The sequence below is a fragment of the Cellulomonas dongxiuzhuiae genome (genome assembly GCF_018623035.1).
In the GTDB taxonomy this organism is placed as follows: Bacteria; Actinomycetota; Actinomycetes; order Actinomycetales; family Cellulomonadaceae; genus Cellulomonas; species Cellulomonas dongxiuzhuiae.
The window spans coordinates 3,629,972-3,650,902 of record NZ_CP076023.1 but is presented as its reverse complement, the minus strand read 5'-3'; the positions used below and the strand labels follow the sequence as shown (position 1 = coordinate 3,650,902).

The 20,931-nt window shown below is 70.7% G+C and carries 13 protein-coding genes, 1 pseudogene and 1 riboswitch; of the genes and pseudogenes, 5 read left to right on the top strand and 9 right to left on the bottom strand.

Features of this window, described 5'->3' with window-relative positions; all coding sequences use genetic code 11:
• Positions 1-59 precede the first annotated feature (59 nt).
• Entirely contained in the window at positions 60-917 is an 858-nt protein-coding gene (locus KKR89_RS16475; protein WP_251141117.1) for a hypothetical protein, read from the bottom strand.
• Positions 918-949: 32 nt separating this feature from the next.
• Complete coding sequence (locus tag KKR89_RS16470; RefSeq protein ID WP_256443256.1) at positions 950-1,444, bottom strand: DUF6318 family protein; 495 nt, start codon at positions 1,442-1,444, stop codon at positions 950-952.
• 497 nt (positions 1,445-1,941) lie between these two features.
• A riboswitch (SAM riboswitch) is annotated at positions 1,942-2,053 on the top strand.
• Here KKR89_RS16470 and KKR89_RS18425 point away from each other — a divergent pair.
• The 3 genes from KKR89_RS18425 (at position 2,046) to KKR89_RS18420 (ending at position 6,476) form a co-directional block, all read left to right on the top strand.
• The gene (locus tag KKR89_RS18425) at positions 2,046-3,140 is read left to right on the top strand and encodes an antitoxin (RefSeq protein ID WP_251140931.1); all 1,095 of its coding nucleotides are present in this window, start codon (positions 2,046-2,048) and stop codon (positions 3,138-3,140) included. It overlaps the preceding riboswitch by 8 nt.
• Before the next feature lie 864 nt (positions 3,141-4,004).
• Positions 4,005-5,441 (top strand): ADP-ribosylglycohydrolase family protein, encoded by a 1,437-nt coding sequence (locus KKR89_RS16455; protein WP_214765584.1) that lies wholly within the window; start codon positions 4,005-4,007, stop codon positions 5,439-5,441.
• A 219-nt stretch (positions 5,442-5,660) separates the two neighbouring features.
• Positions 5,661-6,476, top strand: coding sequence for an NERD domain-containing protein (locus KKR89_RS18420; protein WP_251140930.1), 816 nt, complete (start codon positions 5,661-5,663; stop codon positions 6,474-6,476).
• Between the two features lie 35 nt (positions 6,477-6,511).
• On the opposite strand, the gene KKR89_RS18415 is transcribed toward KKR89_RS18420, so the two are convergent.
• Together KKR89_RS18415 and KKR89_RS16445 are read right to left on the bottom strand one after the other, a co-directional pair.
• Entirely contained in the window at positions 6,512-6,670 is a 159-nt protein-coding gene (locus KKR89_RS18415) for a hypothetical protein (protein ID WP_251140929.1), read from the bottom strand.
• A gap of 804 nt (positions 6,671-7,474) precedes the next feature.
• Entirely contained in the window at positions 7,475-7,774 is a 300-nt protein-coding gene (locus KKR89_RS16445; protein WP_214765806.1) for a hypothetical protein, read from the bottom strand.
• A gap of 597 nt (positions 7,775-8,371) precedes the next feature.
• On the opposite strand from KKR89_RS16445, the gene KKR89_RS16440 reads away from it, so the two are divergent.
• Positions 8,372-9,502 carry a hypothetical protein gene (locus tag KKR89_RS16440; protein WP_214765582.1) on the top strand — a complete coding sequence of 377 codons (1,131 nt, stop codon included), beginning with the start codon at positions 8,372-8,374 and terminating at the stop codon, positions 9,500-9,502.
• Positions 9,503-9,517: 15 nt separating this feature from the next.
• Positions 9,518-11,119, top strand: coding sequence for an Eco57I restriction-modification methylase domain-containing protein (locus KKR89_RS16435; RefSeq protein WP_214765580.1), 1,602 nt, complete (start codon positions 9,518-9,520; stop codon positions 11,117-11,119).
• A gap of 506 nt (positions 11,120-11,625) precedes the next feature.
• Here KKR89_RS16435 and KKR89_RS16430 read toward each other — a convergent pair.
• The 5 genes and pseudogenes from KKR89_RS16430 to KKR89_RS16415 all read right to left on the bottom strand — a co-directional run bounded on the left by KKR89_RS16430 (position 11,626) and on the right by KKR89_RS16415 (position 20,920).
• Positions 11,626-12,291 (bottom strand): DUF4352 domain-containing protein, encoded by a 666-nt coding sequence (locus KKR89_RS16430; protein WP_214765578.1) that lies wholly within the window; start codon positions 12,289-12,291, stop codon positions 11,626-11,628.
• Positions 12,292-12,915: 624 nt separating this feature from the next.
• Positions 12,916-13,077: a hypothetical protein gene (locus KKR89_RS16425; protein WP_214765575.1), complete on the bottom strand. Its 162-nt coding sequence runs from the start codon at positions 13,075-13,077 to the stop codon at positions 12,916-12,918.
• A 136-nt stretch (positions 13,078-13,213) separates the two neighbouring features.
• Positions 13,214-13,438 (bottom strand): annotated as a pseudogene (locus tag KKR89_RS18650) (DUF6301 family protein); the annotation flags it as partial.
• A gap of 104 nt (positions 13,439-13,542) precedes the next feature.
• A complete protein-coding gene (locus KKR89_RS16420) occupies positions 13,543-19,479 on the bottom strand; it encodes a DUF3320 domain-containing protein (protein WP_214765572.1) in 5,937 nt (1,978 codons plus the stop codon).
• Between the two features lie 181 nt (positions 19,480-19,660).
• Positions 19,661-20,920: a hypothetical protein gene (locus KKR89_RS16415; RefSeq protein ID WP_214765569.1), complete on the bottom strand. Its 1,260-nt coding sequence runs from the start codon at positions 20,918-20,920 to the stop codon at positions 19,661-19,663.
• Positions 20,921-20,931 lie beyond the last annotated feature (11 nt).

The following is a 20,931-nucleotide window of genomic DNA, read 5'->3' as shown; positions in this document are numbered from 1 at the left end:
CGTCCATGAGGCGACATCGGGGCGCAGCTCGGTGGCCTGCTCGACCGCGGCCACGGGCCTCAGCAGTCCGGTGGCTTGGGTCTGTCGGTGCACAGGTCGGCGACGAGGCGGCTGGTGCGTTCTTCGACGGTGAAGGGTGGGGAGGTGGTGGTGGTGTTGGCGGTGCCGTTGATGTCGCGCCAGATGGGTGAGCCGTCGATCTGGTAGCGGCCGGTCCATTCGGCGTTCAGGGTGATGGTGGTGGTGCCGGGGTTCTCGTACTCGTGGAAGACGTCGTGGTTCGGGTAGGGGTGGCCCGGTGAGCGGGTGGTCAGGGTGTGGCCGTCGCCGAAGTCGTAGGTCCAGCGGGTGGGGGTGGCCTCCACGGTGATGCCGTAGCCGAGGAGCTCGGTGCGCAGGGTGACCGGGGTGGGGTCGGTGGAGACGATGGTCTCGATGTTGATCAGGACCCAGCCGCGGTCGGGTTGCAAGGTGAAGGTGGGGGCGGGCAGGGGGAGCAGTCGGAAGTCGGCCTCGGTTAGGACGGGCAACAGATCGACGCCGCAGCCCCCGGCGTCGATGTCGTCCCACGGGCCCCATGGCGAGGCCGGGGTGACGCGCGTGCGCATCCACATCGGCATCACGAGGGTGTCACCGACTTCGCACTGCACGGCGGTCTGCGCCAGGTCGGCGCCAGGTGCGCAGGTGCCGTCGTCGAGGCCCTTGACCCACATGCCTGCCGCCTCACGGCAGTACGGCGCACGCTGATAGTCGACGAGGCGGAGTTCCGGTAGAACGCCTCGACTCAGCCTGGCAACCTCCTCAGATCGATCGACGGTCATCTTCACGTGGTCGGTCTCCATGAGGCCGTTGAAGCGGTCATCCGCAGCGGCGGCGGCCGTCGGGTATGCGACGAGCAAGGCAGCCACCAGGGCCACCAAGGGGACATCTCTCCGACGCACGACGCGTGTCATTCGACAGGCGTCTCGACGATGCCGGCCGAGTCGATGGTCCACCCGTCAGACCACGTCATCGCCACGTCGATCGTGTACGTGCCGCCGTCGTTCGTGTCGACTACGACACCCGCCTTATCGATGTCCTCGGAGGGGGTAATCGCCACGCTGAGAGTCGCCCTGTACCAGCCGTTGGCACCGAGGTCCTGTCCGGTCGCCGAGAGCACCGTGACACCACCGACGCTCCGCTGTCCCGCCGCTTGCAGCCTCTCTACCTCCGCGCGGGTATTGGAGCAGAACTCGCAGGTCGTTGCCGACAGGGCATCCCATTCGGCGAGATCGCCTGTGGCGAGGACGTACGGGTACAGCTGCATGAAGTAGCTCGCCGCAGCTGCCGCACCTTCGGAGTCAGCGGACTGCATATCCGTCGGCCGTTCCGGCGCTGGAGGCGCTTCCGGTGTTGGCGTCGGCGTAGGGCTAGGCGTCGATGACTGAGCCGTCGTCGACGTCATCGGAGGGGCGGTCTCACCGTCGGAGCACCCCGCCAACGCCATCCCTAGTGCCAGCATCACCGCAGGAACCGTGACGTAGCGGCGTCCTGATCCACGTGTGGGCATGCCGGGAAAGTACCGGTTCTGGGCATGACGCGGTGAGGGTCATCCGTGTCTGTGGACAACCGCCAGCGACCCGTCGCTCCCAAAGGGTGGTCAACAGGGCCTGGATCGGGGTCGTGCTCATGAGGTCGGTGCAGCGGCTGGGCCGACCTCGTCAATCCTCCACCCGTCGGACCACGTCATGACGACGTCGATCTCACGGTCCTCCGCAGGATGGTCAATGGACGCCACCGCGCCACCGGAGCGGCCCGAAGCGAACAAGTCCTCGCGGGCGTCGGCTGCCTGCGCGAACAAGTTGTGCGCGCACGTGCCGGCAGCCAGAGCGGTCGACTTCCAGCGCCACGCCGATGACACCGACGACCCACATGTCAGCCGCCGGTCCTAGGCTCTCTCCCGATCACGAAGCTCGGCCTCAAGCCCTCCGGCTGGCCGACTGGCAACCGCGCTGAGCGCACGGTGCCCCCGGAGGAAGATCCGCCCGCGCCGCCGGCACGGGAAGATGCTCGACCTGACGGAGTACCCCGTGCCTGATCTTCACCTCGACGACCCCACCCACCTCGCGTGCGTCTCCGACGCTCCCGGGCACGTCGTCCAGCCCGACCTCGTCGCCCGCGCTGTCCGGGCTGACGGGACCCCGTGGCGGCTGACGCGGGTCGGTCCGCATCGCATCCAGCTCGTCGATCCCTCGGGTGAGCGGGCGAGCTGGTGGCTGCACGACCCGAAGCCGTTCGTGAGGCACCTTCGTACCGGCGACCCGACGGTGTGGATGTACGACTTCGGGGTCGTGCGCGTCGGCGAACGGTACGTCGCCGTCACGTCCCGCGAGCACTGGACCCCCTGCGTGCGAGCGACGACGCGCCGACCGGGTACGCGGGTGGCGTGGCTCGTCGCCATGCTGCAGCCCCAGGCGGACGCCGAGGGCGCTGACCTCGTCCCCCCGCACACGGCCACGCTCTACCACCTCGACCCGCCCTACCGGCTGCGCCGGGTAGCGGACGCTCCGATCGACTGGGTGCTCGTCCTGGCACATCAGCGCGACGCTGGAGGATCCACGGTGATCTACGAGGCCGACGCGACCGGCCGGCTCGTGTCGCCCTGGGACCTGCCGGGCAGCCACGACGACGGGATCGATCACGTCCGAGCCCTGCAGGGACTCGGCTACGAGATCGCTCTGCCCCAGTGGAGGAAAGCTGATGGCCGTCGACTCACGAGATGTCCCGCTGATCGCCGCGTCGTGATGTGCAGGTCGGCTTGGCGCCCCGGCAGGCGCCGGTGCTCGTCCGGATGCCGCGGTGCGGGTGCGGGCGCCGCTGGGCCGACGCAGGATGGAACGGCGCCGGGGCGCCCGGTGCGGCCCGCTCGTCGCCCCGGGTGCCGGGCAGGCCCTCCGCAGGACCGAGGGGGAACACGCATGGGCATCGACGACCTCAAGGGCAAGGCGTCCGACGCGGCGCAGGGCGAGAAGGGCGAGCAGGGGAGCGACGCGGCCCTGGAGAAGGGGTCCGACGCGGCGTCGTCTGCCACTGGCGGCAAGCACGACGAGCAGCTCGACAAGGCGCAGTCGGCGGCGGACAAGAAGATCGGCGACCAGTGACGACATCCGTCCGGGCCGGGCGCGGTGCCCGGCCCGGACGGGTCGACAGCACCTGGCAGGAGTGGCGGCACGTGCTGTCCGTGGACCTCGACGGTGCGTTCGTGTGACTGCAGGCGGCCGCGCGGCACATGGTCCGCCAGGGCACCGGCGGGCGGATCGTGGCCATCACCAGCGTGCCCGAGCACGCGCCGAGGTCGGCTCCGCGGCCTACTGCGCCGCCAAGGGCGGCCTGGGCCCGCTGTGCAGGTCCCGGCGCTCAAGCTCGCAGACCACGGCATCACGGTGAACGCCGTCGCGCCCGGCAGCCGACGGTCAGCGAGCCGGAGCCCGACGGCGTGACCGACCCGGAAGGGACGCGGTGGCGGCCTAGCAGGAGCAGCATCAGTGAAGCGCAGGCGCGTGCCCTTCTGCAGGTTGGCGCGCCCGTAGCCTGGGACCCGTGCGGCTGTGGTGGCTCCTGCGGGTTCACCTGGTTCGGGCCGGACGACACTGCCCGCTTGATGGCCTCGGGAACGCCGGTGGTTCGGAACACGAAGCGACGACGCGGGAACATCAGCGAGTGGGCGGCCAGCGACGGCCGGGTCCTCGTCGTGGCGGAGGACGCGGTCCGCTGGGCAGACCTCATGGCGTAGGCAACCTCCTGGACCTCGGGTGATCTCGTTCTGGTCCGAGGTACGGTCGCCGTCCGCGGCTGACGACCTCGAGCTTCACCCCCTCCGTGGCCCACCTGAGTTCACATAGGGGTTCGGACGGCCGATGCACTGGAGGGACGTCGCCAGGCGTTCTGCACACCGCGTGACGTCGCCAGGCGTTCCGCACACCGCGTGACGTCGCCTGACGCCGCGCTCGATGCCCAGGAGTCCGATGCTCAACCTCACCCCGGTCCAGATCGACCGCGCAGTCGGTGCCCTCCTCGGTTCCGCCGCCGGTGACGCGTTGGGGGCGGGATACGAGTTCGGTCCGCCGCTGCCGGACGACGCGCCCGTCGCGATGAAGGGCGGCGGCGGGTTCGACTGGGAGCCGGGGGAGTGGACGGACGACACGTCCATGGCGATCCCGATCGCGCAGGTGCTGGCCGATGGTGGGTCGCTCGACGACGAGGCGTCGCTGGACAGCATTGTCGCGGCGTGGGCGTCCTGGGCGCAGGACGCCAAGGACGTCGGGGTGCAGACGAGCGCGCTCCTGGGCTCCCTGCACGTGCCGATCGCTGAGGCGGCGCGCCAGGCGGCTGCGGCACGGTTCGCCGACGCCCCGCGCAGCTCCGGCGGCAACGGGACCCTCATGCGCACCGGCCCGGTCGCGCTTGGGTACCTCGACGACGGCACCGAGCGCGCGCTCGCGAACGCAGCCCGCGCCGTCTCCGACCTCACCCACGGCGACCCCGACGCCGGTGACGCGTGCGTCCTGTGGTCGATGGCGATCCGGCACGCGATCCGCACCGGTGAGATCGACCTGGTCGGTCAGCTCCCGCATCTGCCGGCGTCGCGCCGCGAGCGATGGGCGGCGGTCATCGCCGAGGCGGAGGCGTCCCAGCCGCGGGACTTCCCGAAGAACGGCTGGGTGGTGCAGGCGCTGCAGGGCGCGTGGTCCGCGATCCACCACGGCGACGGGCTCGTCGACGTGCTCGAGCGCGCGGTCCGCGGCGGCAAGGACACCGACACCGTCGCCGCCATCGCCGGTGCCCTCGTCGGCGCCGCGGCGGGCGGGACGGCCGTGCCAGCCCGTTGGCGGCGGATCCTGCACGGCTGGCCAGGCATGGACAGCCGTGGGCTCGTGGAGCTGGCGGCGCTCGCCGCCACCGGCGGACAACCCGACAGCCGTGGCTGGCCGACGGCCCTGCGGATCACCGGTTCCGGCGTCCGCACCCTCGTCACGCACCCGCACGACGAGGGCGTCGTGCTCGCGTCCCTCGACGGCCTCGTCCACCTGCCCGACGACGTCACCACGGTCGTCTCGATGTGCCGGATCGGTCGGCGCCAGACGTCCCGGGAGCACGTCGAGTTCTGGCTGTTCGACGAGGACGGCGTCAACGCCGACGTGGACGCCGTGCTGATCGATGCCGCCGACACGATCGCCGACCTGCGCGCCGAGGGGCAGACGGTGGCGCTGCACTGCATGGAGGGGCGCTCGCGCACGTCCGCCGTCGCTGCGGTGTACGCGATCAGGCACCGGGGGGTCCCCAAGGGCGAGGCGCTCGCGGGGCTGCAGGCGGCGCTGCCGGACTACGCGCCTAAGCAGTTCCTGCTCGATGCGGTGGGGCGGATCGCGGAGCAGGTCGCGGGGGCGGGCGGCGAAGTCTGAGACGACCGAGCCGGCGCTGCGGACCTCGGTTGAGGCGCCAGGCCGGCCTCGGTGCCGTCCCTCGGGGAGGCCTCCGCGGTGAGCCGCGTCTGTGCCTGGCCACGCGCGACCCGGGCATCGCTGACGACCGACGTCGGCACGTCGACCGGACGGGCCCTCCAGCACGCACCGTGGGGTGTCGATGCTGAAGAGGGACACCCAACCGAGGAGGTCACGACCGTGGCGCGCACCTACCCCGAGCACCCCGCGTTCCCCGAGGACGGTGGTGCCGAGCAGACCGTCTGGGAGGCGCTGCGCGACCACCTGCCGGACGACGCCGTGCTCCTCGCGGGCACCGCGCTGCAGGACGGTCCCAAGGAACGTGAGATCGACCTGCTCGTCGTGTGGCCGGGGCTGGGTGTCGCCGCGATCGAGGTGAAGGGCGGGCACGTCACCCGGACCGACGGTCAGTGGTGGCAGGGGTCCGGTGCCGGGCGCCACCCCCTCAACCCGGTCCGGCAGGTGCAGGACGCCAAGCACACCCTGCTCGCGTTGCTGCGCCGGCAGGGCCTGGCAGCGGCGCTCACCCGGACTGCGCATCTCGTCGCCTTGCCGCACACCTACCTGCCGGGGGACTGGGACGCGCCGGAGCTGCCCCGGACGATGCTGCTCGACCGGGCGGACGTCGCCGACGGCGGGAGCGCTGTCCACCTCGTGCGCCGGGCGATCGACGAGCACGGGGCCGGTCACGCGCCCCTCGACGAGCCGGCCGCCGAGGCGCTGGTCGAGTGGTTGACCGGTGGGTTCCCGTCCCAGGCGGAGACCCTCGCGGTCGCTGCCGAGTACGAGGACCACCTCGACCGGCTGACGCGCGAGCAGGCGCACGCCATGCGGTTCCTCGACGCGGTGCCGCGGGTGCACGTCGTCGGAGGGGCGGGCACGGGCAAGACGTGGCTCGCCCTCGAGCACGCGCATCGACGGGCCCGGGCGGGGAGCGCGTCGTGCTCATGTGCTACTCGCGCGGCCTGGCGCGGTACCTGGAGCGGACGACCGTGACGTGGCCGGTGCGGTAACGGCCCGCGTACGTCTGCCTATTCCACGAGCTGCCGGTGCGGTGGGGCGCGGTGCCGGGTAACGATGCCGACCCGACCGACTGGGAGGAGCGCCTGCCGCGCGAGCTCGGCGACCTCGCCGCGCGACGCCCCCAGGCCGACCTGTTCGATACGGTCGTCGTCGACGAGGTCCAGCACTTCGGCGACGATGGGGGCCCGCACTGCTGCGCTGCCTGCGCGACCCCGACGTCGGCCGCCTCGCGGTGTTCTCTCCGACGACGGCCAGCGGGTGTTCCGCCGCTCCGTAACCGCGCCCGTCGAGCTCACCGTCATCGAGTTCGACGAGAACCTGCGCTCCACCAAGCAGATCGCCCAGCTCTGCGGCGCTCTGCACGAGGGCGTCACCCGACCACGCGGGTGGCCGGGCTCGCCGGTGCGCGTTGTCGACGTCCCCACCGAGGAGGCTGTCGGTGTTGCTGGACGACGTCGTCCAGGCGCTGCTCGACGAGGGCTGGGAGCCGGGGCAGATCGCCCTGCTCACCTCGGGGCGGCGGCATCCCATGCAGATCGAGACCGTCGGGCTCGCTGGCTACCAGGAGTACTGGGACGGGTTCTTCGCCGGCAAGTACTTGTTCTACGGGCACGTCCTCGGGTTAAGGGCTGGAGCGGACCGTCGTCGTGCTGGCCGTCAACGGGGTCCGGGACGCGGCGCGGGCGCGTACGACGCTCTACACGGGGCTGTCGCGGGCGCGGGTGCTACTCGTGGTTGTGGGGCCGCGGGGGTACGTGGAGGAGGTCGGTGGGGAGGCGGTGCGGAAGCGGTTGGGGGATGCGTGGGAGTGGCGGCTGGCGGCTAGGTGCTCGGCAGCACCGCGGGGAACCCCGAGGCGACATCGTGTCCAACGGTCGCGACAGACACGGTCGAGCTCGGCCCGGACGGCGAGCGGTGGGTCGTTTTCCACCACGTCGGCCAGGCTTTCGACATCGTCAGCCGGCCGCGCATCACCCCGTGACGGCGGACTGGATCTCGCCGACCGGGACCTCGGCCGTGGTCGTCACGTCCTGCACCTCGAGCTCGCGCGGGGTCGGGTCCACCGAGGACGTCCACTCCGCCTCCCAGACCGCCGTGGCGGTCAGGGTGGAGGTGGGCAGCGTCTGCCCGGACTTGACCGGCTCGTTCGCGCTGGAGCGGGTGAACCCGATCCTGCAGTCCGACTCGGTCATGCCGGGCGTGTAGGGGGTCCCCGTGGTCAGACAGGCCGCGTCCTGCGCGCCGGGCGCGTCGAGGTGCGTCGCCGTCATGCGGGCCTCGACGCGTGACCACACGCCCGGGACGGAAGCGGTGACAGACGGCAGTCGTCGCGTCCTCGACCCACACGAACGTGTCCATGTTGACGACCGCGGCCTTGAGGCGACCAAGCGCGCAGGTGCGATGTTGACGAGGCGCAAGGCCTGAGCCACCGAGGTGCGAGCGGTCCGCAAGGCCCTGATGGCTGCGGCGGACCAGCTGGACGACCCCCAGGCGGGTCGGATCACGCGCGTCGACGGTGTGGGGCAGCATCGGTCCGGCGTGAACGCCATGGTCGCGGCAGCGGCCTCAGTACGGTCGGCCCGCGTACGCAGCCGACGCCACGCGCGGCTGCGGCTCCCTCCGAACCCACGGTGCCCTTCTCAACCTTCGCTCGCCGCTCACGCAGTATAGATGAAGAAGTGCAAAAGAACCTGCGAAAATACGCAAAGCCGGCATCTCGCGAAGTTCACTCTGGACTTGCGGATCGATGTCGGTGGGCGTGGGAATATATTGACCCGGACCCATGCGTCCAACGGTGCACCACTGCAGCAACGACGGCCGCGCCTGCTATCCCCGACGAGGCGCCCCTCGCGACGTGAAAGGTAACGATGCCTCCACGCATTCCCCTGACCAGGAGTCAGGAAGAACTCATATCCGAATTCTATTCACTCCCCATCCGTCGACTGCTACTTACCAAGCAAAGACGAGATCAGGTTTGGCGCGATTTCAAGGCGCAGAGGAGGCTTCCGTCGAACCTCCATCTCGAGCGCGAAGGTCCGGCACTCGTCGCGGAGCTTGAAAAAGCCGTCCAGTCAGGGAGGAACATACAGTCTGCGGTCTTCAGCGAGTGCGTATATGCACAGGCGCTTGCAGATCATTTTTCCCTCACTGAATTTACAAACTACACCCTCAGGCCAAGATGGCTGACGACGGACATCGAGGCGCTCCTCGCCTCCTATAACCTCTTCGCCCGGTATATCTATAGTAATGCTCAAGCGACTAGGATGCTGATCCAAGCGGGCGGCCATGGCGGAGTCGATGGTGCGCTGATCTCCGTCGTCGACAGAAACGTATACACAATCGAATTCAAAGAGCCGAGCTCGAAGACATCAGAACCCGATCTCCCAAAGTATGGAGAAGATGGGCTCCTCACGATAACGGACGAGTGGCGCGTAAGGTACCCTCAGTTCGTGCGGATGGTCGAGGATGCGAAAGGTCTGAACTTCTTTGACGTGGCCGGAAGTAACTACCACGATTTCCTCCTGGAGAGCATCCAGGTCGCCGTAACGGAGAATTACAGTGGCAAGAAGTTCGCCGACGTCATCTGCACGGAGGACGACTTTGGCAACCTCGCGATGATTCCATCGAATCAAGCCGGGCGCTGGGCGGACACGAAAGGCGAGATTAGGCCGGCCGGGCGCAATCACTACGAAGTCTGGACTCCCGGGCATCTCGCAAAAACGATCGAAAGCCTCGGAGGTACAGTCCACAATGGCGCCGTGCAGGTCCCGCTTCGAAGACTCGCAACGGCGACTGCTCGCGGCGGAGGGATCGCGATTTCCCGCTACAAGATCAGTCCGCTGTACTTTGTGCGCGCAGTCGACGTGGTAGTTCACGGCGGCGCCGCAGAGTTCAGCCTCGCCAATGTGAAACAGCTCAAACCAACTATCGCGGCCCACATGTTCTTTAGGGGCCTTAACGCGGCATCGGTCCGGGACTACTATCTAGGTACGGAGTAAATTTTGCCAGGAATCGTGTCGTTCGACTCGGCCGCAATCGACCACTTGATCTCTCAGTATGGGCTTCGCAAGACGTGGCTCAGCATCCTTGCGACCGCCCTTGGCGACAGAGAGGACCTGACGTACATTCTCGAGAGTCGCGAGTTCTCTGACGCCGAGGTTCTCAAATCTGACCTGATTGCGGGTCTCACGATTGGCGAGATCAGTGTGCTTTACGAATACAGCCATGCCATGGCTGACCACCGTTCTCGGAAATCTAACGGGCAATTCTTTACTCCAGACGATGTCGCCAAGTTCATGGCCCGCTTCGCCACGCGATTCCCCAGCGGGCGATGGCTTGATCCGTGCTCTGGCATCGGAAATCTCACGTGGCATCTCGTAGCTCAGCAGGAGAACCCGGAGGAGTTTCTCCGACACCGGATGGTTCTGTCTGATGTCGATGATCTCGCGCTCCTAATCGCACGCACGTTACTAACATCTGCGTTCCAGGATCAGTGTCCGAATCTGTTTCATGAAATTCGCGACAATTTTGTCCAGTTTGATTTTCTATCCGTTCCGACCGTCGATTCGTCAGCAGCACCCAACGAGCCGTCCAGTCTCATCGGAATCCCTGAGCATGACTATGTCATAGTTAACCCACCATATCTTGCCATCAAATCCAAGGATATGAGGTTTGAAACAGCGAGGTCTGCTGATCTGTATGCGTACTTCCTTGAGAACATTATCAAGACAAGCAAGGGCTTTATAAGCGTTACGCCGCAATCATTTACAAACGCGGCAAAGTTTCAGGACTTGCGCGCCCTCCTTCTGCGTTCGTTCGAGAGTCTCGAGATTCTGACGTTCGACAATATTCCTGGCAACGTTTTCCGCGGCATCAAGTTCGGCAGTAAGAACAGCAACACTGCCAACAGTATCCGTGCTGCGATCACGGTCGCATTGCCCGGTGGAGGAAAGCGTCGGATTACTTCGTTGATGCGGTGGCGCACAGCAGAAAGAACGCGACTCTTCGAAGAGGTAGAGATGTTCCTCAGTGAGGCGCCGCTGACACCTGCGTTCTTCCCCAAGGTCAGTGGGGTATTTCTTGAACTATACAAGCGTCTTGATGGCAGCCCAAGGCTTGCTTCGCTCTGTCAGAAGACGCGGACGTCCTATCCTCTTTATGTTCCGTCTGCGCCGCGATACTTCATCCCGGCACTAAAGTCGAGCGTGAAGCGTGCGTCGCAACGTGTGCTGTACTTCAAGACGGACGAGGAGCGTGATCGGGCCTACCTTCTGATCAACAGCTCCTTGATGTACTGGTGGTGGCGTGTTCGAGATGGTGGAATGACACTCTCGCAGGAGACTCTGCTATCCCTTCCTATCCCCGACTTTAAAGTTGACGACTCGCTTGTTGGGCTTCTTGAAGAGTCTGAGCGAGTGAACAAGGTTTACAAGATGAATGCCGGGGCGGCGCAGGAGAACGTTAAGCATCCGCTTGCTCTCGTGGCGCAGATAAACAGATTGATCGTCCCTGACTACGCTGATCGCCTCCTGCTCACGCACGAGAACACGGAGTTTGCTCAGGCTAGGTTCTTGCCGGGAGAGAAAGGGTGCCGGTCGGACCATGTGGATCGGTGAACCGCCCGGGCTCCGTGGAGGCTCTCAACCCACGGAGGATGAGGGCTGTCGCTGCACCGAGGAAGTGCCCGGACGAGTTGCGAGCGGGCGATCCGGGTCGTGATCGATGCGCGGAAATACCCGGTCACTTGGTCGAGCGCGCGGCGGATCGGCGAGCAGCTCCGGATCGGCCGAGCCGCCGCGCGGGTGCGTCCAGCAGGCCGATCGACGCTGGCGACCGTCCGGGCCGACAAGGTCGGGTGCCCAGCGGCGGGCCGAGGTGGAGCGGCAGAACGGCGGTCCGTGCCGGGCCAACGGGATCTCGCAAGGCGCGTCGGCTTTCTCCGCGGCGCCGCTCGGCCGCCAACGTTGCTGATCGCGGTGTACATCGACGAGCACAGGGACCAGTTCGGGGTCGAGCCGATCGGCCGCGAACCGTAGTTTGCCCGGGCGCCTACCACGCCGCCTACGCCGGCCGACACGCCCGGCCCCCTGCCCCGGGCGCGCCGTCACCGACCGCCGACCACTCAGCCGACGGTGACGGTCACCCCGCCGGAGAGCATCGAGTCGTGCAGCTCCAGGCTCGCGGGCGCGGCGTCGGCCGGCAGGTCGAACACGACCGTTCCCTGCACGCTGTTGCCGGGGTTGATCTGGTCGAGGAACGACTCGGCGTCGCCCAGGTAGATGGCCGCGGACGTGTCGGCCGAGTGCTTTCGACCCTGCCCGTGGACGAGCTTCTGGCTCGACCCGTCGAGATACTGGGCCTCGTCGCCGATATTCGTGACGGTGACGTCGGCCAGGGTGAACTGGCCCTGCGCGTCCTTGCCGAACAGGTCATCGCCGATGCGGGCGACACCGGGCTCGATCGCCGTCACGGTGAACTCGAACTTGCCGTCACGCACGGGGGTCCCGATGCCGGCGGCTGCGGGATCCGGTGCGGTCGCCTCGCCGGCAGCAGCCTCGTCGGCGGCGGAACAGACGGCCCCTGCGTCGGTCGCCGTGGCGCTGGCCGGGGATGCGGAGCTGGCCGTGTCGTCGTCGCCACCGCCGAGCGCGCCGCCGACGATCACCACGAGGACGACCGCGCCGATGGTGGTGAGGACCTTGTGGCGGGCGAACCACGAACGCTTCGGTGCGGGCGTCGTGGCCGGGGGCGTGGCGCCGGACGGATCGGTGGGGGCGGGGTGGCTCATCGCTGCTCCTGTGGTCGGTGCCTGGGTGTGGTCCGATCCTTCGACGGCGCGCGCCTCCGCCGGGTCGACCGATCGGCTCGATTCGGTTGGCCGGTCGGACGACACCCGGCTCGTGACGGCCGGCCGGCCGGCCGGTGGACGTAGGAGGGCGGCGTCCGATCTACGCTCCTGGCATGTCGACGTCCTCCCCGGTCTGACGTGCGGTGTACCGGGTGCGGCGTGGTGGGGCGGGTGCAGGTCGCCATGCTCGTGGCGCTGGCGGGCTCGGCGGTGCCGGGCCGAGGCTGACGCCGACAGGCGGTGCCGTGGCGCCAGACATCGGCGGGTCCAGCGTGCGCCACGACGAGCCGTGGACGGCGGAGTCCCGGGTCGCCGCCATGTCCGTCAGGACCGGTTCGTCGAGCTCCGCCCTGCAGTCGTTGCAGCGGTACCGCGGGAGCTCCCGCTCGCGCGCCGTGGCGTCCGGCGACCCAAGCAGCTCCAGGCGGTCGGCGTGCTCGACGTCTCGACCTGCCGCTCGCGCTCCAAGGGCCGAGCTCACCAGGCCGCTGCCCGTGCGACGAGCCTGTCCCGGCTGTTTACCCCGGTGGCCTGCGCGCGGTCGCCGCAGCACCGCAGCAACGATCAGAGCCCCTCGTGCCCCGTCCCGGGCACACGGTCCGGGTCGACCGCGAGCCGGTCCTCCTCCCGCTCGAGGTCCGCGACCTGCTGCGAGAGAAGGACGAGCGACGCGCCCGCGTTGAGGCGCTGCACGGCGATCCGCCCCCAGATGGCGAGATCCCACACGGTACGGCGATTGGTTCAGCCGTCGGTGCGGACCGGCGTGCCGAGCCTGTCGTCGACCGTCGAGCCGACGGACCGGTAGGCCTGATCGAGGTCGGCGGGCGCGTAGGCGACGCGGTCGGACCTGGACGGTCAGGTCTACGAACGTCCCGCCGCCTGCGCCGTCCGGTTCGATGAGGACGTTGGCCCGCCTGTCGTTCGTCGCCAGGGCGGTCACGTAGTGCACACCGTTCGGCAGGTCGGATCCCACCGACCATCCGAGCTCGCCCGCCAGTGCGCTGGCGACGTCCTTGCTCGCAGGCCACCGGGCTCTCTCGAACGCGAGGAGCAACGCGGTGATCTGCTCGGGTGCCGCTGTTCGCATGGAGGGCACTCCTATGTTGCTCACTTGTCGATGATGCGGATGCCGAGCGTTGCTGGGCCAACCATCCGGCGTCGACGTCTCTGCACGGAGCGATGGGGGCGGCCTCACCCCCCGCTGACGTACACCCCCACCCCCCGCACCCGCACCCGTCCCCACTCCAGCCCCACCGCCAGCCCCGCGTCCAGCCGCTTCCCGATCGCCTCGGTGACCCGCTTCCCTCCGAACATCTGCAGCGCCCGACGCTTCAGCTCGTCCGCCGACGCACCCCCCGTCTCCTCGGCGGCGACGCGCAGGGCGTTGGCGATCTCCACGAGCGACACCTCGTCCACCGGCCGGCTCTCGCCGTCCACGGCAGACCGCACCTCGAACCACGTCCGCGGCTCCACCCCCGCGGGCCAGTAGAAGTCGTCGTCCGCCGGCCGGTTCTCCGGCGGCACGAGCCGTCTGATCGACGCCTTGCGCTCCTCACCGACGCGACCGAGCCCGTAGGCGCCCGCGACGATCTTCGCGAGGCGGTCGGGGTGGACCGGGCCCTCGACGGTGATCGCGTCGACGATCGCGGCACGCACTTCAGCCGCGGCCCGCTCGGCAGGGAGCCGGTCGAGCGTCGAGACCTTGCCGAGCACCCCCGGCGCCCACTCCTCGTGGTCCCGCACCGCGGGGTGCCGCCGCACCGGCGCCCGGTCGAGGACGGACGCCCGCGCGCCGACATGCGCCTCGCCCGCCGCGACGACACCCACCGACCCCGTCACGACACCCACCGACCCCGTGACGACCTCGACCTCGTCCCCGTCGCCCTCGAGGACGTCCCCGTCCACCTCGACCCGCAGCGCGGGGACCTCAAGCTCCCCAGCCGGCAGCGAGTCGACCACCACCCCGCGCGTCGCCTCCCGCGCCCGCTCCACCGCCTCCATCAGCCGCAGCAGCGTCGCCTGCCGCTGCTGCACCCACTCCGGCAGCCACACCCGCTCCACCCCGGGCCAGCGCATCAGCCCCTGCAGCACCTCCACCGGCAGCCCGTCGCGGTCGGCGACCGTCCGCCGCGCGTGCCACGTCGGACCGTCGAGCAGCACGGCGACCAGCGGCCGGTCGGGGTCGTCGGCGGTCGCGATCGACACGTCGACGCGGAAGTCCGAGAGCCCCACGTCGGTCCGCACGGCGTACCCGGCACGCCGCAGCTCGGCGGCCAGGTCGTCGCGGTGGTGGTCGACGATGCTGCGTCGCCGGCCGCCCCCCACCCCGACCTCGACCCCGTGGGCCGCGAGATCGAGGTAGGCGCGCAGGTGCTTGGTCCCCACCTGCGTCGACTCCTCGGCGCGCAGCGCCTCGGGCGCGAAGCTCGCGTACAGCACCACCTGCCGCCGCGCGCGCGTCACGGCGACGTTGAGCCGCCGCTCGCCACCGGGCTTGGACAGCGGCCCGAAGTTCAGCGGCACGACACCCCGGTCGTTCGCGCTGAACGCGACGGAGAACAGGATGCAGTCGCGCTCGTCACCCTGGACGTTCTCGAGGTTCTTGACGAACAGCCCGTCCGCGTCGTCCAGCGCGGCGACGATGCGGTCGTCGCCGCTGTCGCGCAGCAGGTTGTCGATGAGGTCGCGCTGCGGGGCGTTGAACGTGATGATCCCGAGCGACGGCGCGCGCCTCGGGGACGCCGCGAAGCGGGCACGCACGTCGGCGACGATCGCGTCGGCCTCGACGGGGTTGGTCCGCAGCGCCGTGCCCTTGCCGGACCGCTCGAACTTCCCGTCGACGCGCACCAGCGAGATCCCGTACCCGGCGGGGTGCTGCCGGGTGTCGCTCGGCAGCGGCGCGGGGAACGACGACAGGCGGTCCTCGTAGTACAGCCGGTTGCTGAACGCGATGAGCGACTCGTCCTGGCTGCGGTAGTGCCACGACAGCCACCTGCTCGGCACCCGCGACTGCACGCACTCGGAGAGGATCGACTCCTCGTCGACCACGGTCTCGACCGCGACGTCCTCGTCGTCCTCGGCGCGCACGTTCGTCTCGGCGACCTGCGTGGGCGGCATCTGCTTGCTGTCCCCGACGACGACCACGGACGACGCCCGGCCCATCGCCCCGATCGCGTCGGCGACGCGGATCTGCGACGCCTCGTCGAACACGACGACGTCGAACAGGCCCGCGCGGGCGGGGAAGAACCGCGCGACGGACTCCGGGCTCATGAGCGTGCACGGCATGATCTGCGTGATCAGCTCGCCGTAGTGCTCCATGAGCGCGCGCACCGTCATGCCGCCGCGCTCGCGCTTGAGCTGGCGGACCAGCCCGCCGATCTGCCCGGCGCCGGACGTGACGTCGAACCGCCGCATCGCCAGCACCTGCTCGGGGATCGCCTGCGGCAGCTCGGCCCGCACCGCGCGCGTCGCGTGCGTGAAGCGCTCGATCGTGCGGTTGTGCGCCGTGACGTCGAAGTCCCCGAGCGCGGTCGCGTCCGCGCGCTCGACGAGGGACGCGCGCGCGGCCCCGCGGTCGAAGGCGGGCACGGCGTCGTCGGGGACGACGCGCCCGTCGAGGATGCCGCGACGCGCGACGTCCATGCCGTGCCGGCGCAGCGGCTCGACGTGCTGCACGAGCCCGACCCACCGCTCGAGCGACGCCGCCCACTCCAGCCGGCGCTCGCCCCGCGTCGCCCACCACGCGGTGAGGAACCCGTCGTCACCGCACCACCGGTCCAGCGCCTCCCGGTCCGTGGCCACCGCGGCCGAGAACCCCGACCAGCTCTCCGCGAGCTCGGTCAGCGGGCCGGACGCGTCCCCGCTCGCGGTGCCCGCGTAGAACGTCCGCAGGTCGTCCGCCAGCGCCGAGCCGTCCGCCTCGAGCACCTCACCCAGCCACACCAGGCGGTCGACCTCGTCGCGCATCCACGCGGCCGCCTTCGGGTCGCCGGGGTTCCAGCCGTCGGCGGCGAACGGCAGCGTCGCCTCCTGCACCAGCGCACGCAGCTCGCTGACTTGCGCGTACGTCGCCGCCAGCTCGGCGGTGAGCGTCGAGATCGTCGTGAGCGGCACCTCCCGCGGCTCCACGACGAGCACGTCCGCGAGCTGGGCGAGCACCGCGCGCCGCCGCCCGCGACGCCGGAAGAACCCCGACACGTCCGCCGCCAGCGCCGCCGCGTGGATCGCCGCGACGTCCCGCAGCATGACGTCCGGCCCGACGACCTGCCGCCACGCACCCGTCCCGGCCGCGAGCGCGTCCGCGGCGGCGCGCAGCCGCTGCAGGTGCGGGCGCCAGGCCGGGTCGTGCCGGGCGTCGACCATCGTGAGCGGGTACCGCGGTGCGACGGCGAGCCGCGCCCACGTGGTCGCGTCGTCCACCGACCGCAGCCGGCCGAGCCGGGCCAGGTCCAGGCCCTCGTCCTGCGCGGCGCCGATCGCGGCGTCCAGGCGCTGCGCCGCGGCGTGCGCGGTCGGCACGTCGAACGCGGTGCCGGGGCGGACGTCGACGAAGCGCCACGGGTGCCGCGGGCGGGGCCGCGCGAGGTCGGCGTGCTCGGGCAGGTCGCGCAGGACGTCCCGGATCTCCGCGAGCTGCTGCGGCGTGGCCGTCGCGACGAGCGCGGCGGGCACGTCGAGCGGGGTGATCGCCTGGTCCGACGCGAGGTCGAAGCTGCGCGCCGAGTACAGCGAGTGCCCGGCGCCGTTCTGCTCGTGCACCCGGGCCGCGTACGCGGCGAGGCGCCGGCGTGCGGCCGCGGCGGTCTCCGAGCCCGCCCGCAGCGCGTCGACGTCCGGCGCGGCGTGCAGCTCGAGCGCCGCGCGCAGCTGCGCCCGCACGGCGGCCGGGCGCGCGCCCTTGTCGTGCAGGTCGAGCGACAGGTGGGCCAGGCCCACGGCCTCCAGCCGCTTCTTGACGACGTCGAGCGCCGCGCGCTTCTCGGCGACGAACAGCACGCGCCGCCCCTCGGCGAGCGAGCGCGCCAGCAGGTTGGTGATCGTCTGCGACTTCCCCGTCCCCGGCGGGCCCTCGAGCACGAACGTGCGGCCCGCGACGGCGTCCGCGACGGCCTCGAGCTGCGAGCTGTCGGCCGGCACGGGCACCGCGGCGCCGAGCGCGTCGAGGTCGACGTCCTGCGGCGGGGGAGCGGGGTCCGTGAACGCGTCGAGCGGTGTGTGTACGAGGTGGTGCACCAGGGGGTTGCGCGTCAACGTCTCCCAGTGCCGGTCGAGGTCCCGCCACAGCGGGAACTTCGCGAACTGCAGGATCGCGAGGTCGACCGTCTCCTCGACGCGGAACGGCAGCCCCGCCTGGGCGATCGCCAGCCGCACGGCCTCGAAGGCCGCCGCGAGGTCGATGCCCGAGGAGTCCTCGCCCGGCTCCGCGAGCCCGGGGATCTCCAGCCCGAACGCGACGCGCAGCTTCTCCAGCAGGCAGTAGTTCGGGGTCGAGACGCCCGCCTCGTCGAGCCGGATGCGGTAGGTCTGCCCGCGGCTCGTGGTCGACAGCTGCACCGGCACGAGGACCAGCGGCGAGCGCAGGTCGCGGTCGTTGAACCGCCAGCGCAGCATGCCGAACGCGAGGAACAGGTTGTTCGACCCCGTCTCCTCGACGATCGTCTTCGCCTTGTACGTCAGGTACCGCAGCTTGCCCGTGTACGCGGCGCTCGTGATGTCGACGTACGCGGCGCGCTTGTCGGCGAGCAGGATCTCGCGGGTGTCCTCGGGCAGGTCCCGGCCGAACCGGGTGCCGCGCGCCGCGTCGACCTCCGCGACGACGTCGGACGCGACGAGCGTGATCGCGACGTTCGCGCTGATCTGGTCCTCGAGGCGCGCGAGCGCCTGATCGGGCACCTCGAGGCGGAAGCCGGACCGGTCGGTGTAGTGGATGAGCCGGTTGCGCAGGCTCAGGTCGAGCAGGGAGTTCTTCCACCGGCCGACGCGCGCGGGCACCTCGCGCCGGTCCTCGTCGCCGCGCGGCGACGGGGTGCCGCGGTACGCCGCGATGGTGGGGCCGGCGCCGGCCGTGTACGTGTGCACGACGACCTGCCCGTCGGCGTCCACCGACCGGCTGGGCAGCGGGTAGATCCCCGCGAGCCGCGCCTGCCGCACGTCGGTCACGCCGACGACCTGCGTCAGGTCGCCTGCGAGGCGGTTCTTGCCCGCCCGGCGCGCGACCTCGAACGGCTTCGACTCGACGCCGCCTGCGAGCGCGGTCGTCTCGACCAGGCCGATGAGGCCGAGGTCCACGAGGTTGACGACGTCCGCGACGTCGGACGTCGCGACCACGCCGAGCGTCGTCTCCTGCCGCCAGTACCCGACGACCGCGTGCCCCGCGAGGAGCCAGAGCGTCGCGTTGATGCCCGCCTGCTCGAGCGCCGCCGCGTACGTGACGGTCGTGTCGAGGCACGTGCCGAGGCGCCCCTCGAGGACCTCGGCGGGCGTGCGGACCTTCTGGCCGACGTCGCCCCACGACGCGGGCGGCTCGGCGTACCGCACGTCGCGCGCCCGCACGGCGTCGTAGACCGCGGCCGCGATCGCGTCGACGCGCTCGGGGTCCTCCGACTGGTAGCCGTCGAGCGCGGAGCGCCCCGTGGACGCGCGCAGCAGGTCCGACGCCTCGACGAGCAGCGGGGCGATCGCGGCCGCGTTCGGCTGGACGTGGGCGGCGAGCATCTCCAGCGCGAGCTGCGGGGGCCGGGCGACCCACTGGTGGGACGCGAGGACCTGCACGTCGGCGGACCCCGTGCCGAGCACGGTGCCCGCGGCGTCGCGCAGCACCGTGCGGATCCGGCCCGGCTGCTGCTCGTCGACCGCGAGCATGCGCGCCGGGTCGAGCACGAGGTCGACGTCGCGCAGCGTCGTGGGCCGGCCGGCGGCGAGGTCGAGCAGGTGCACCTTCGGGCCGCCGAGCGACCCCGTCGCGCACACGACGTCGACCTCGAGCGACGCGCCGCGGGTGTCGGCCGCGACGGGCGTCACGGTGATCTCGTCGATGACGCCGATGCGGCTGTGGGCCATCGCGTAGCTGAGGACGGGTGGCGCGGTGATCCGGGTCGTGACGTCGCCGTGGTGGTCCTCGTCGTTCACAGGCGTCCTCTCGGCCGTCGGGCGCGCGCGCCCTCGTCGTCTCCACGTCGACGCACCGCTCCGTCCGGGAGCGGCGCCACCGGGACGCTCCCGCACTGTAGCGACGCGGTCCGACGCGGACGCGCGGCGGGTGCCGCGGCAGAGTGTGACGTCGGTGCGGCGCGGTGGGCGCCGGCCCGCGTCAGCCCGGGTTGAGCTGCGCGAACAGCGCCTCGAGCTCGGTGCGCATCGTGTCGACGCGCGTCTGCTCCGCGGCGACCTCCGCGGCGGTGGCCTGCAGCGCGGCGCCGCGCGCGGCGATCTCCGCCTCGTCGCGGGCCAGCAGGGCGCGGGCGTCGGCGAGGAGCTCGGCGGCGGGCGCCTCGGGCAGCGCGGTGCCGTCGCGCCACGTCCACGAGAGCAGGGAGCGGGCACGCTCGGACTCGGGCAGGGCGGCGAGCCGTGCCTCCTCCTGCTCGATGGTGCCGCGGTACTGCGCGAGGTTCGCGATGTCGGCCTGGAGCTGCGCGGTGCCGGCCGACTGGTCGTACTGGCGCTGCGCGAGGGCCTGCTGGGCGGCCGTGACCTCGGCGGTCATCGTGTCGATCTGCGTCTGGAACGCGGTGTGCACAGCGACCAGCGCCTCGCGGTTCGCGATGAACCGCGCGTAGACGGCCTCGAGCGCGGGGTCCAGGCCGCCGGGCTGCCAGACCTGCGTGCCGATGTACGCGAACAGCTCGGTCGGCCGGTTGGCGGGCAGCGTGCCCACGGACCCGGAGATCTGCGTGTGGATGTCGTCGGCCGGGTCGATGCCGTCGAGGGCCGTCGCGAGCGCCGTCGTGGCGGCGGTCTGCTCGTCGTCCGTGAGCTCGTTCCAGGCGGCGTGCAGCAGCTCGTGCGCCGCCGTCTCGACGACGAACCCGCGCAGCCGCGGGTCGGCGGGCGTGTAGATGACGATGCGGCCGCCGGTCTCGATGCCGCCGGCGGTGCTGTGGTAGCAGCCGACGGCACCGCCCGCCGCGCCGGTCGCGCCGGACTCGCCGCGGTCGCAGCGCCCCGCGAACTCCTCGGCGCCGAGGAGCTCGGGCTCCGCCATGTAGAGCAGGTCGCGGCCCTCGTCGGTGAGGAACATCTCGCCCGCCAGCGCGGCGACCTCCTCGGTCGGCTCGGGGACGCGGCCCGCGACGACGCCGTCGAGGAACGGGGCGTCGGCACTGCGCAGCAGGCCCGGCAGCACCGCGGTGGCCAGCCACCACGCGAGGACCCCCAGCACGGCGACGACCGCCAGGCGGGTCACCAGGCTGCGTCGTCGCGGAGCCGGCGGCGCGGGCTCGGCGGGGGCGTAGCCGCCCCACGCGCCCGGTGCCGCGCCCTCGGGCGGCCGGCCCGCGGCCTCGTCGGCGACCCACCGCGGCACGCGTCCCGAGGGGGAGCGCGGCAGGTCGTCGGGAGGCAGGCTCATGAGGTCACCGA